General features: G+C 69.6%; 5 protein-coding genes. All 5 read left to right on the forward strand.

From position 1 onward, the window contains the following. Window positions 1-46: 46 nt before the first annotated feature. Genes drmD through drmC form a run of 5 tightly spaced genes read left to right on the forward strand, consistent with a single transcriptional unit; the run spans window position 47 to window position 13,746 of the window. The gene (gene drmD / locus AB0J74_RS21175; RefSeq protein ID WP_363450367.1) at window positions 47-3,280 is read left to right on the forward strand and encodes a DISARM system SNF2-like helicase DrmD; all 3,234 of its coding nucleotides are present in this window, start codon (window positions 47-49) and stop codon (window positions 3,278-3,280) included. Beyond that, the gene (locus AB0J74_RS21180) at window positions 3,277-7,257 is read left to right on the forward strand and encodes a type IIL restriction-modification enzyme MmeI (RefSeq protein WP_363450369.1); all 3,981 of its coding nucleotides are present in this window, start codon (window positions 3,277-3,279) and stop codon (window positions 7,255-7,257) included. The genes drmD and AB0J74_RS21180 overlap by 4 nt, the downstream gene beginning before the upstream one ends. Then, entirely contained in the window at window positions 7,257-11,072 is a 3,816-nt protein-coding gene (gene drmA / locus AB0J74_RS21185; protein ID WP_363450371.1) for a DISARM system helicase DrmA, read from the forward strand. The genes AB0J74_RS21180 and drmA overlap by 1 nt, the downstream gene beginning before the upstream one ends. Continuing rightward, window positions 11,072-12,967 carry a DUF1998 domain-containing protein gene (locus AB0J74_RS21190; RefSeq protein ID WP_363450373.1) on the forward strand — a complete coding sequence of 632 codons (1,896 nt, stop codon included), beginning with the start codon at window positions 11,072-11,074 and terminating at the stop codon, window positions 12,965-12,967. Before drmA ends, AB0J74_RS21190 begins: the two co-directional genes overlap by 1 nt. Further along, on the forward strand, window positions 12,964-13,746 hold the full coding sequence (gene drmC, locus AB0J74_RS21195) for a DISARM system phospholipase D-like protein DrmC (protein WP_363450375.1): 783 nt from the start codon (window positions 12,964-12,966) through the stop codon (window positions 13,744-13,746). The genes AB0J74_RS21190 and drmC overlap by 4 nt, the downstream gene beginning before the upstream one ends. The last annotated feature ends 107 nt before the right edge of the window (window positions 13,747-13,853 follow it).

The following is a 13,853-nucleotide window of genomic DNA, read 5'->3' on the forward strand; positions in this document are numbered from 1 at the left end:
TCGTGCGGATGGCGTTGACGTGTGAATCGAACAAACAAGCCCTTCGGTGGACTTCGCCCGCGTCAGTGACGGGCGTACGTTGCTCACGCGGTGTGACGGCAAGCAGTGGACAGGGGGACGGATGCCGAGCGCGACGACGGCGGAGAAGCCGACGATCGGTGACCTGGTGGCGGTACGCGGCCAGCGGTGGGTGGTCAGCGACGTCCAGGACGGCGAGCACAGCAGCCTGGTCAGCCTGCAGAGTGTCGAGGACGGCCGCTACGGTCACACCCTCGATGTGATCTGGGACGTGGAGCCGGGTCGCCAGGTCTTGCCCAGTGGCGCGCTGCCGAGCGTCGACGAAGGCAAGTTCGACTCCCCGCAGCGCCTGGCCGCCTTCCTCGACGCGGTGCGCTGGTCGGCCGTCACTTCCGCCGACGTGAAGACGCTGCAGGCGCCGTACCGCTCCGGTGTCGCGATCGAGGATTACCAGCTCGAGCCCGTGGCCCGCGCAGTGGACGCGCCGCGCGTCAACCTGCTGCTCGCCGACGACGTGGGCCTTGGCAAGACCATCGAGGCCGGCCTCGTCGCCCAGGAGTTGCTGCTGCGCCACCGCGCCCGGCGCATCATGATTGTCTGCCCGGCCGGCTTGACGCTGAAGTGGCAGGACGAGATGGCCGAGAAATTCGGCCTCGACTTCACCATCATCGACTCGGAACGGTGCGCGGCCGTACGTCGCACGCACGGTTCGGCGGCCAACCCCTTCGAGGTCTACCCGCTGAGCATCGTCAGCCTGCCCTGGCTGCGCGGCCCGAAGGCGCAGCGGCTGCTCGACGAGGTGCTGCCCGCCGACGGGCCGACCTATCCGCGCACGTTTGACCTGCTCGTCCTCGACGAGGCGCACCATGTCGCGCCCGCGGCGCCCAAGCAGGTCTACGCGGTCGACTCGCAGCAGACGAAGCTGATCCGGCGGCTGGCGCCGCACTTCACCCACCGGTTGTTCCTGTCGGCCACCCCGCACAACGGCTACCAGGCGTCCTTCACGGCGCTATTGGAGATCCTCGACAACCAGCGGTTCGCCCGCGGTGTCCGGCCCGACCAGACCGCGGTCAAGGAGACCGTCGTACGCCGGTTGAAGCGTGACATCGAGAACCCGGACGGGAGTCCGCGCTTCGTCGAGCGGACGGCGTCAGCGATCCCGGTCGCGTACCCGGACGACGAACGGCAGATTCACGCGCTGCTCACCGAGTTCGCCGAGTTGCGGCGCAAGCGGCTGCACTCGCAGCGGGGCCGCAAGGCCACCGACCTGGTCACACTGCTGCTCAAGAAGCGGCTGTTCTCCAGCCCGGCCGCGTTCGCGCACACCGTTCGGGTCTACCTCGACACGCTGGCCAGCCGGAAGGGCTCGGCCAGCCTGGCCGCCGGCGACGACGTGCCGGAGTGGCTCGACGACTTCATGGACGACGTCGCCACCTACGACGACGAGCAGCTGGCCGAGGCCGAGGACGACGCGCTCAACCGGGCTCGGCCGATGCAGCCCGACGCGACCTCCGACGAGACGGCCCTGCTGCAGAAGATGCTTGAGTGGGCGGAGGCCAAGGAGGCGCAGCCCGACGCCAAGGCTCGCGAGCTGATCACGTATCTGGCCGCGATCTGCCGACCGGACGGCCTGCATTGGACCAATGAGCGCGTCGTCGTGTTCACGGAATACCGTGACACGCACATGTGGCTCGCCGACCTGCTGCGGCAGGAGGGTCTCGGTGGCGACGGGCTCGCGCTGCTGCACGGTGGCACGCCGCCCGACGAGCGGGAGCAGATCCGCCTCGCCTTCCAGGCCGACCCCACCGAGCGGCCGGTGCGCATCCTGCTCGCCACGGACGCGGCCAGCGAGGGCATCGACCTGCAGAACCATTGCCACCGGCTGGTCAACTACGACATCCCGTTCAACCCCAACAAGCTGGAGCAGCGGATCGGCCGCATCGACCGGTACGGGCAGACGGTCACCCCCGAAATCCAGCACTTCGTCGGTACGGGTTTCGGCAAGCCGGTCGACTCGTTCGAGGCGGACCTGGAGTTCCTGTCCCGGGTCGCCACGAAGGTAGCCCGGATGGAGGAGGACCTCGGCGCCGTCAACGCCGTGCTCTCCGACGCCGTCCAGCGGCGCATGCTCGGCGAGCAGGTCGGCGTCGACATCGACAAGGCCGGCAAGGGCCGGGCGGGTCGACTGCCCACCGAGGCCAACGTGCGGGAGCAGGTGCGCCGGCTCCGCGCCGACCTCGACAAGACGGTCGAGGAACTCGGCATCACGCCACCGGCCGTCAAGCGGGTCGTCGACACCGCATTGGAACTGGCCCGCCAGCAGCGACTGGAACGCCACACCGACGACAAGCATCTGGTCGACGGCCTCTACCGGGTGCCGCCGCTGACCGGCTCGTGGCAGCGCGCCGGTGCCGGCCTCACCGCCAAGCTCCAGGACGACGGCGAGCCACCCCGTCAGCTTCCGGTCACCTTCGACCCGCAGGTGGCCAAGGTTGACCGCGACGGCATCGTCCTCGCCCACCTCAACCACCCGCTGGTCGCCATGTCGACCCGGCTGCTGCGGGCCGCCGTCTCCAACCCGGACATCGGCCTTCACCGGGTGGCCGCGGTCGTCAGCGACGACCCCGCGCTGGAGGACGTGCTGGTCGGCGCGTACTCCCGGTTCGTCCTCGTCGGCGCCGACGGTGTCCGCCTGCACGAGGAGGTGCTCTACGCCGGAGGTTGGGCGCCCGAGCAGGGCCGCTTCCGCCGCTTGGAGAACCTCGGCACCCTCGGCGGCATCCTCGACCGGGCGCTGTCCGCCGGCACGGCCGCCTCGCCGTTCGTGCAGGCCAAACTCGCCGAACGCTGGCCACGGATCGCCGACGGCCTGCTCGCCGCCGTCGACTGGCGCACCAACACGCGGCAGGAGGCGCTCGAGCGCAAGCTCGTGCAGCGAGAGGAGGCAGAGCAACAGCGCATCATCCACAACCTCGACCAGTTTGCCGCCACCCTGCGCGGCGCGCTGGCGACGCCGGAGGAAGGCGTCGACGGGCAGGACTCCCTGTTTACATCCGCGCAGCTCGTCGCGATGAGCAAGAGCAAGGAAGAGCTCGCCCAGTACCGCAAGGACCGCCAATCCTGGGAGGAACGCTTGTCGGCCCTCGAAGCCGAGCGCGACCGCGAACTCGCGGCCGTCGCCGCCCGCTACCGCGACCCGAAGCCACACCGGTTCCCGGTCGCCGTGGTCTTCGTCGTGCCGACCCGGGAGGCCACCCGATGAGCCGCACGTTCCGCCGCCCCGCCCCCGACGGCGCCGAACAGCACCGCAACTGGCTCAGCCTGGTCGACGTCAACGGCCCGTTCCTCAGCCTGCCGGTGCTGCGCCGCACCTGGCCCACCCTCGACGCCCTCGACAAGAAGACCCGCGAGCGGCTGCGCCAGGAGCACACCACGTGGCAGGCCGACACCGCCGCCGGCCAGGAGACCTGGATCGGGTACGTGCTCGGCGAGCTGCTCGGCTGGGCCGACGCGCTGCACGCCGATGGCCTGGACCCGCTCGCCTACGTCGTCGCCGAGCACGACACCGAGCTGCGGCCGTCGTTCGTGCTGGCCGAGCCGGGGGAGGAGGTCAAGCCCGACAGCGTACGACTGCTCGGCTTCGTCTGCCCGCCCGGCCAACAGCCGACCGCCCGTATCGCTGGCGAGACGTGGGCCGCGACGCCGACCGACCGGCTCGCCCACCTGTGCCGGCACCACAACATCGAGCTCGGCCTGGCCACCGACGGTCGCTTGTGGACGCTGGTGTGGGCGCCGCGCGGCGGCGTGACCACCACCGCCACCTTCGACACCATCGCCTGGCCCGAGGCGGCCGAACGCGACGTGGTGCGGGCGTTCGTCTCGCTGCTGTCCCGCCGCCGGTTCTTCGGCGTCCCGGACGCGGAGCGGTTGGTGCCGCTGCTGCGCGACAGCCTGGGTAGCCAGGAGGAGATCACCGAGGCGCTCGGCGTGCAGGTGCGCCGGGCCGTCGAACTGCTCGTCGCCGCGATCGGCCGCATCGACGTGCGTGAGCGTGAACTGGGTGCGCGCGGCCTCGCCGAGGTCGACGCCCACGAGGTCTACCGCGGCGCGGTCTCGGTGATGATGCGGATCGTCTTCCTGCTCTTCGCCGAGGAACGCAAGCTACTGCCCGCCGACAACGAGCTGTACGCGACGGCGTACTCGGCCGGGCGGCTCTGCGCCGAGTTGGAACAGCGGGCCAACGAGGGCAGCGAGGAGGACCTGGAGCACAGCTCCGCGGCCTGGCACCGGCTGCGGGCGCTGTTCAACGCCGTCTACCACGGCATCGACCACCCGCGGCTCAAGCTGCACGGCCACGACGGGTCGCTCTTCGACCCGGAGGCGACCCCGTGGCTGCCGCTGTCGGTCGACGACCGGACCGTGCTGCACATGCTGCGCGCGGTCCAGTACGTCGAGGTCGGCACCGGCCGCTCCCGCGAACGCCGCACGGTCAGCTTCCGCAGCCTTGACGTCGAGCAGATCGGGTACGTCTACGAGGGCCTGCTCTCCTTCGAAGGCTTCCGGGCGCAGGACGTGACCGTCGGGCTGATCGGCAAGGAGGGGCTCGAGGAGGAGGTCGCGCTCGCCGACCTGGAGTCGCTGCGGGAGCGGTCCGACGACCTGGCCAAGGCGCTCGCGGAGAAGTACAAGGACTCGAACATCGGGTCGGTCGCGGCGCTGACGAAGAAGCTCGCACCGCTCGACGGGGTGGAGCGGGAGGAGGCACGGAAGAAGCTGCTCGCGGTGACCGGCGGCGACTTCCCGCTCTCCGAGCGGCTCCTGCCGTTTATCGGAATCGTCCGCGAGGACCTGCGCGGTTTGCCGGTGGTGATCCTGCCGGGGGCGCTCTACGTCACCGAGTCGGCACTACGCCGCAACACCGGCACCCACTACACGCCGCGCTTCCTCGCCGAGGAGGTGGTCGAGGGGGCGCTAGAGCCGCTCGTGTATGAGCCGGGGCCTCTGCAGACCGCGGACAAGTCACAGTGGAAATCGAAGTCCAGCAAGGACATCCTCGCCCTGAAGGTGGCTGATATCGCGATGGGCTCGGCGGCGTTCCTCGTCGCGGCCGCGCGCTACCTGGCCGGCCACCTGATCGAGGCGTGGTTGCGGGAGGGCGACGATAGAGCGCTCGCCCATCGCGAGCATAGCGTCGGTCGCGTGGTGGAGGCCGACGACGACCCGCTGGTCATCGAGGCGCGGCGGCAAATCATCGAGCACTGCCTGTACGGGGTGGACATCAACCCGATGGCCGTGGAGATGGCAAAGCTGTCCCTGTGGCTGGTATCCATGGACCCACAGCGCCCCTTCACCTTCCTCGACGACCGCCTCGTCGCCGGCGACTCGCTGCTGGGCATCGGAAACCGGACGACGCTGGCGGAAGGTGGCGCGACTGACCTGAGGCTGGATCGGGATCTGTCCGAGGTGCTTAATCTGCGACAGCAAGTAGCCGCCCTGCCTGACGACCAGGCCGGTCTGGGCGAGAAGCGTCAGTTGCTTGAAGAGGTCCAGACGGTGCGTCGGCGGGCCGACGCATATGCGGATTTAGTCATAGGAGCCTCACTCGCCTCGCTGAAGCGCGGTCAGGATTCGGTCGCCATCGCCGAGCGGGTCGGGGCGCTGGCCCAGCGTCTCAGCCGAGAAGACGAGGTGGATCCGCTGGTCGAACAGGCACGGTCGTGGTTGGCTCTCGACCGGCCGCCTGGGGGGCTCGACCGAAAGCCGCTGCATTGGCCGCTGGAATTCCCTGAGGTCTTCGAGCAGGGCGGCTTCGACGCCATCATTGGCAACCCGCCGTTCCTCGGCGGCCAAAAGGTCACCGGCACCCTCGGCCCGGCCTATCGCGAACTGCTTATCAGCGTGATCGGTCATGGTTCACGAGGCAGCGCCGACTTGGTCGCCTACTTCCTGCTTCGGGTGCACGGCCTGCTCAACTCCGACGGGCAGACTGGACTGATCGCCACCAATACCCTTGCGCAGGGCGACACGCGCGAGGTGGGCCTGGATCAGCTCATCGCACATGGGGCGACCATCCGGCAAGCCGTTAAGAGCAGGCCTTGGCCGTCGCAGTCCGCGGCGCTTGAGTTTTGCGCAGTTTGGACGAGCCGGGCACCACTCGATGCCGCGGCCGAGCGGCGCGCCGACGGACTGGTCGTCCCAGGTATCACTTCTTCCCTAAACGCCGAGTCGCATGTCTCGGGCAATCCACACCGCTTACAAAGCAATGTCGGCCTTTCTTTCCAGGGCTCGAACATTCTGGGGGTTGGCTTCACGATGGAACCGGGCGAGGCGGTCGCGCTCATCGCCAAGAATGACCGCAATCATGAGGTGCTGTTCCCTTACCTGAACGGGCAGGACCTAAGCTCCCGCTCAGACAGTTCGGCGAGCAGATGGGTCATCAACTTCCACGACTGGAGCGAAGATCAGGCAAAGAGATATCCCGAGTGCTACGGCCAGGTAAGACGGCTCGTCAAGCCGGAGCGAGACGGAAATAGCCGCAAGGCCAGGCGTGAGCGATGGTGGCAGTTTGCTGAGCGTGCCCCGAACTTGTATCAGGCAATGGGGCGCCTAGAGCGCGTCCTTGTGATCACCCTGCACACGAAAGTTGTAATGCCGTATTTGGTGTCTGCAAGGCAGGTCTTTTCACACGGTCTCGCTGTCTTTGCGACGGAAGACCCGGCGATTTTGGGGCTCCTCTCGAGTTCGCTGCACTATTGGTGGGCGGTCAGCCGCGCGTCGACATTGGAGACTAGAGTTCGTTACACCCCTTCGGACGTTTTTGAAACGTTTGCGATGCCTGAATTAACCGTCGAACTGCGAGATCAAGGAGACCGGCTGCACACGTACAGGCGGGACGTGATGCTCAGCCGCCGAGCTGGGCTGACCGCGACTTACAACCTGGCCTTTGATTCAGCCTGTCAGGACGAGGACATCGTGGAGCTCCGGCGAATACACCGCAACATCGATGAGGCAACGTGCCGTGCCTATGGCTGGGACGACCTGGTCGACCGAGGGCTCGACCATGGCTTCCACAAGGCCGGCGCATACACGCGCTACACAGTTGGTCCGGCCGTGCAGCGCGAGATCCTCGACCGGCTGCTGGAGTTGAATCACCAGCGCTACGCCGAAGAGGTCGCCCAAGGCCTGCACGACAAGAAGGCCGGGCGTAAGGCGAAGGCTGCCACAGAGGGGCTGTGGTGATGGTTGACGTGCAGGGCGGGCTCTTCCCGCACCCCCGCGGAGAGCAGCAGGCGCTGTCCCTCCCCGAAGAGGCCGCCGCGATCCCGCCGCTCGACGTGCCGCAGACCTTTACCGAGGCCACCTCCTACCACGTCCGTGACGAGTTGGAGGAGTTGATCGGGCGAGACCTGCTCGGTCCCTGGGATGGCGACCGCGAGGAGTTCCGGCCTGGTGCGATGGGTCCGCGCGAGCGCTACCTCGTCGGCATGCTGGGCCCGAAGCAGCGCCCGCGCGCCGACAACCGCGACTCGTCCGAGGTGCACGACGTGGACGCCGCCGTGCAGGGTGACGGCAGCGAGGCCGAACTGCCCGAGGTGGTCACGCCGCAGAACCTCGGCAAGATGTGGGCGTCCTCGATGGGGCTGTCCTTCTCGGTCGCCGACGACACCGACGTGCTGGCGGTGACCGCCGAGTGGGGCCGCTACGACCTCCGGGAGTCCGAAGAGGACGACAATGGCAAGCGGCGCCGCGTCTGGTACCGGGAGCCGGTCTCCTACAAGAAGGAAGTCCGGCTCGACGGCAGAACCTCGTACCGGGTCCCGCTGAGCGTGCCCGAAGAGGACGACCCGGGCGTGCACCTCTCCGTCGAGGTGCGGCCGCGGGACGGCCGGCGGGTCGTGCAGCTCGCGCTGATCAACACGCAGCTCGAACCGGAGAGCAACGCCGATACAGCATGGCTGTTCCAGTCGGCGCTGACCGTGACCGCGCTCGGCGGCCACTCCGGCGTGTTCCTGCCGATCGACGACCCGCTCGACGGCGTCAAGGCCGAGGGCGAAGATCTGGAGGAGACCCACCTCCGCCTGCTCTACCGGGCGCAGCGCCGCTACGCGGCGGGCCGGAACGTGGCCGTACACCCGTGGGTCCGCGACGGCGACCGCCGCGCACACAAGCTGTTCACCACCTGGCTGCCCACCTACGACGTGCCGGCCACGGTCGCGCCCGTCGGCAAGGGCACGCCGCTGGCCGGTGTCGAGCTGTCCATGGACGCCCTCGCCGCCGCCGAGATCGACCAGTTGCGAGCCGGCCTGGCGCCGCTCGCCGACGGGTACGAGGCCTGGCTCGGCGACCAGGCCCCGACGATCAAAAGCCTGCCCGAGGCGCTGCGCGGGGCCGCGGAGACGGCGGTGGTGAACGCCCGGAAGGCCGCGAAGCGGATCCGCGCCGGCATCGCGCTGCTCACCGACCCGGCCCAGGCACGGCACGCCGAGGCGCTGGCCGCGTTCCGGTTCGCCAACGAGGCGATGGCGTTGCAGCGGCGCCACAGCGAGGTCGCCCGGCTCCGCGACGAGCAGGGTCTCTCGTACGCCGAGGCTAAGGCCGCCATCGACGAGCGTGGCGTCGCGGCCGCCTCCTGGCGTCCGTTCCAGCTCGCGTTCGTGCTCCTGAATCTGCCGTCGGTGACCGACCCGGGGCACCCGGAGCGGGCCGCCGACCGGGACGCCACCGTCGACCTGCTGTTCTTCCCGACCGGTGGTGGCAAGACCGAGGCGTACCTGGGGCTGACCGCGTTCACCTTCGCGATCCGGCGGCTGCAGGGCGTGGTCGGCGCGGGCGCGGACGCTCGCAGCGGCGAGGCCGGCGTCGCCGTGCTGATGCGCTACACGCTGCGGCTGTTGACCGCGCAGCAGTTCCAGCGGGCCGCCGCGCTGATCTGCGCGGCCGAGGTGCTGCGCCGGCGCGACGAGCAGACGTGGGGCGCCGAGCCGTTCCGCATCGGGCTGTGGGTCGGTGGCGGTGTCTCGCCGAACTGGTTCGACGAGGCGGCCGAGCAGATCGCCGAGGCGCGGGAGGCGGGGCACGGCAAGTACACCAACGTCCTGCAGACGTTGAGCTGTCCGTGGTGCGGCGCGAAGCTGCACGCGGAGCGGGACCTCGAGCCGAAGGAGGACCTGCGCCGCGTCCTGCTCTTCTGCGCCGAAGGGGAGGGCCTCGACGCTTGCCCGTTCTCCCGTACCCGCAGCAGCGAGGGCCTGCCGATCCTCACCGTCGACGAGGAGATCTACCGGTACGCGCCCAGCCTGGTCATCGCCACCGTCGACAAGCTCGCCCAGCTCCCGTGGCGCGGTTTCGCCGGCCTGCTCTTCGGCCGGGTCCGGGAACGCTGCCCGCGGCACGGCTACCGGCACGACGACCTCGACGGGCGCACCGGCTGCGGCAACCGGCACAACAAGAAGGGCAGCCTCGAGGCGGTCACCAGCCAGCCGGTCATCCGGTTGCGGCCACCCGACCTGATCATCCAGGACGAGCTGCACCTGATCTCCGGCGCACTCGGCACCGTGGTCGGCCTCTTCGAGGCGGCCGTCGACGAGCTCTGCACCTGGCCGCTGCCGGGCGGTGTCCAGGCCGGGCCGAAGATCGTCGCCTCCACGGCCACCACCAAGCGGGCCCGGGAGCAGGTGCTCGGCGTCTTCGGCCGGGACCTGGCGGTGTTCCCGCCACCGGTCGTCGACATCACCGACACCTTCTTCAGCCAGCAGGTGCCGGTCACCGCCGCTAACCCAGGTCGTCGGTATCTGGGTGTCTGCGCCCACGGCGTACGCATGAAGTCAGCCGAGATCCGGGTCGCGGAAATCTTGCTGCTAGCCGGCCAGACCCTCTTCGACAGGTACGGCGCGCCGGCAGACCCGTACATGACCACCGTCGGCTACTTCAGCGCCACCCGGGAGCTGGCCGGCATGCGCCGGCTCCTCGACGACCAAGTCGCCACGCGCGTCCGCACCCATGGTCGTCGCAAAGACCTGTCCGACCGGCTGGTCGGCACCCAGATGCTCAACGTGCAGGAGCTGACCTCCCGAATCTCCTCCGGCGACATCAGCGACGTGCTGAAACGGCTGGAGATCGGCTTCGACCCGGAACTCGACACGACGGCCCGGCGAAAGGCGATCGTCGAGGACATGCGGGAGGCCATCAAGGCCGCCTCGAACCCCCGGCTCAACCTGCACCCGGTCACCGACCGGTTCTACCGCCGGCAGAACGACGGCGACGTACCGGTCGACTCGGTGCTCGCCACCTCGATGCTCCAGGTCGGCGTCGACGTGTCCCGGTTCGGCCTCATGGTGGTCACCGGCCAGCCGAAGAACACCGCCGAATACATCCAGGCGTCCTCGCGGGTCGGCCGGGACGCCCGGCGTCCAGGTCTGGTGATCACCCTCTACAACTGGACCCGGCCCCGGGACCTCGCACACTACGAGGACTTCGAGTACTACCACGCCACGTTCTACCGCCAGGTGGAGGCGCTTTCCGTCACCCCGTACACCCGGCGAGCGCTCGACCGCGGGACCACCGCGACCCTCGTCGCCGCCGTGCGCAACGCGGAGGAGGGCTTTTCTCGCAACACCGACGCACAGGACGTGCCGCTCGACGGCCCCGAGGTGGAACGGATCGTCGGTCGGTTCCTCGACCGGGCCGAGGCTATCGCCGGCGACCGTGGTCGCGACTACCTCCTCGAGCGGATCAACCGCCTGCGGGACCTGTGGAACGAGCGGAAGAACGGCTCGACGCGGCTCGGCTACGACAAGGGCTCGTTCAAGCAGCAGCAGCTTGCCGGCCTGCTGACCAAGGCCGGCGGCGAGCGCTGGACCGACCTGACGGTCGGGCAGTCGATGCGCGAGACGGAGAACGAGATCAACCTGGTGCTGCCCGCGGACCGGATCTTCGATGCGCAGTACGGTGCGCCGGACTGGTCGTTCGGGCCGGAGAGCGACGACGCCCGGGACGAGGACTTGCCTGACGGGGACGAGCTGGGCGAGTCGACGCTGGCGGGGAAGGGGAACTGATGGCGGGCTATTTCCGGCGGGTCGGCTCGGTCCGCCCCAGCCATCTGATGTTCACCACCGGGGTCGGCGCGATCGTCGACCTGCCGAACATCTCGGTCCTGGTGCGCGGCCTGGACGACTGGAACCACGCCGCGGTGCCCGACAGCGAGCCGATCGCCGAGCCCAGACTGCTCGCCGCGGTGCGCAAGCTGCTCAACAGGAAGTCCATCAAGGAGCTGCGCCCGGCGCCGTGGATGGAGGGCACCGACCAGCAGCCGAACGGCCCGGCGGCGAAGGTCGGTGTGCCGATCACGCCGTTCCCCGGCTGGCTGCGCTGCACCGTCTGCGACGAACTCGCCCCGCTCGACCGCGGCGTCTTCGACTTCGAGAACGCGAAGCCGCGCAAGCCGCACGAAGCGCGCTTCTTCCACAAGTCCTGCGCGCGCAAGAAGTCTGGCAAGCCGATGGCCGTGGCCGCCCGGTTCGTCCTCGCCTGCAGCGCCGGTCACCTCGACGACTTCCCGTACGCGGCCTTCGTCCACCACGGCGGCGCATGCCCGAACGCCAGCCATCCCCGCCTGCGCATGGACGACCGGGGCGGCAACCTCGGCGCCAACGTCGAGATCAGGTGTGTACCGTGCGGGGCTCGCCGCAACATGAAGGAGGTGCTCGGCCCACGCGGCGCGGAGAAACTGCCGCGCTGTCGGGGCCGGTGGGCGCACCTGAGCGACTTCGACCGGGACGCCTGCAAGGGCCAACTCAAGCTGCTGGTGCTCGGCGCCTCGAACCAGTGGTTCGCCCAGACGCTGTCCGCGCTGGCTGTGCCGCCCACCGGGGCCAGCGAATTGCAGGCGAAGGTGGAGCAGCACTGGTCGACCTTCGAGGGGATGGAGAACCCGGCGTTCCTGAAATTCGCCCGCCAGGCCGTACCCGTGGTGAAGCGCGAATTCGAGCGGTGGTCCGACGAGCAGATCTGGGCAGCGGTGGAGCGGCACCGCGCGGGCCCGAAGGGTGACGACGACGAGAAAGGCTATCCCGACCTGCACACGCCGGAGTGGGAGATCTTCTCGGCCGGCGAGCTGCCCCCGGCCACCGACGACTTCACACTGCGGCGGGATCCGAACGGCGTGCCGGGCGAACTGAAAGAGGTTTACGCCGACGTCATCCAGGCCGAGCGGCTGCGCGAGGTGCGCGCGCTGGTCGGCTTCACCCGTCTCGACGCTCCCGACCCGATGGACCCCGACCTCGTCAAGCGGGCGCCCCTGTCCAAGGCGAACCCGGACTGGGTGCCGGCCAGCGAGGTGCGTGGCGAGGGTATCTTCCTCCGGCTGCCGCAGGACCTGCTCGCCGACTGGGAGCGACGGGTCGACGACACGGAGTGCATGGTGGCGCACCGGGAGGCCTACGGTCGGTTCCGGCGCAGCCGCTACTCCGGCCGGATCCCGGGCGGCTTCGATGCGATGAAGCACTGGCCCGGAGCGCGCTACCTCGCCCTGCACACGCTGTCACATCTGCTGATCCGCACCATCGCGCTGGAATGCGGCTACAGCTCCGCCAGCCTGTCGGAGCGGATCTACGCCGGGAACGACACCGACCCGAGGCGGGCCGGCATCCTCATCTACACCGCCGTGCCCGATGCCGAGGGCACGCTGGGGGGACTGGTCTCGCTTGCCGAGCACGACCATCTGGTCCGGCTCACGCGGCGGGCGCTCACCGATGCGATGCACTGCTCCTCCGATCCGCTCTGCGCCGAGCGGCTACCACATGATCCCGAGGAGTTCCTGCACGGAGCGGCCTGTCACGTCTGCCTGTTCGTCTCCGAGACGACGTGTGAGCGCGGCAACCGGTTCCTCGACCGGCGGTTCGTGGTGCCGATCGGCGACCCTGACCTGGCGCTCTTTCGCGAGCTGCCATGACCTGGAACGCCGCGTTCGAGGCGGCGGCCGAGGCGGCGGTGAGCCGGCTCGGCCCGGCACATCTGGGGCTGCTGGCCGACCGGCTCGGCGAAGGCTGGCCGGAGCAGGCGCTACGGCACGCCGTGCCGGTGCCGGGCTTCGCCGAGGCGGCCGAGGTCGTGCTCGCCGCGCGGCAGGACTCGGGGCTGTCCCGGGCGGAAGCGTCGGCGTACCTGCGTGGGTTGGCCGCCGGCCACGCCCAACGGTCGGCGGCCGTGCGGATCGAGTCGGTGTGGAGCGGGCCGAGCACGCATCCGGTCCCGGTCCGCGCCACCGCCCAGGTGTTGGTCGACTTGGTCGCGGACGCGCACAGTGAGCTCCTGCTGATGACGTACTCGGCGACCAGGTACCAGCCACTGCTGGACGCGCTGGCGGCGGCTGTCGACCGGGGGGTCGCGGTGGCTGTCGTCGTCGAGACGCTGCGCGGAGCGGGCGGGGCGCTCAACGGTAGCGAGCCGGCCGCCGCGTTCGCCGAGGTGCGCGGCGTTCAACTGTGGCATTGGCCGGTCGAAGCGCGGGCCGAGGACCGGGCCAAGATGCACGCCAAGGTCGCGGTGGCGGACCGGCGGGCGTTGCTGGTGTCCAGCGCCAACCTGACCCAGTCGGGCGTGCACCGCAACATCGAGGCCGGCCTGCTGGTACGGGGCGGGACAGCGCCGCAGCGCGCGGCGGAGCACATCACCGAACTCCAGAGCCGAGGGGTGCTGACCCGCCTCGAGGTGGCGAGCCGGGGAAGGTGAGCCGATGCCAGGTGAGGGCGGTGCGACCGTCGCCAGCGGAGACATCGCGCGGTTGGCGGGTGTCGGCCGGGCAGCGGTCAGCAACTGGAGACGCCGATTCAGGGACT

Source organism: Asanoa sp. NPDC049573, assembly GCF_040676615.1.
GTDB lineage: Bacteria > Actinomycetota > Actinomycetes > Mycobacteriales > Micromonosporaceae > Asanoa.

Excerpts from the sequence above, each read along its gene's own strand:
- drmA (WP_363450371.1), top strand. The coding sequence starts at position 7,257 with ATGGTTGACGTGCAGGGCGGGCTCTTCCCGCACCCCCGCGGAGAGCAG.
- drmC (WP_363450375.1), top strand. The coding sequence starts at position 12,964 with ATGACCTGGAACGCCGCGTTCGAGGCGGCGGCCGAGGCGGCGGTGAGC.
- AB0J74_RS21190 (WP_363450373.1), top strand. The coding sequence starts at position 11,072 with ATGGCGGGCTATTTCCGGCGGGTCGGCTCGGTCCGCCCCAGCCATCTG.
- AB0J74_RS21180 (WP_363450369.1), top strand. The coding sequence starts at position 3,277 with ATGAGCCGCACGTTCCGCCGCCCCGCCCCCGACGGCGCCGAACAGCAC.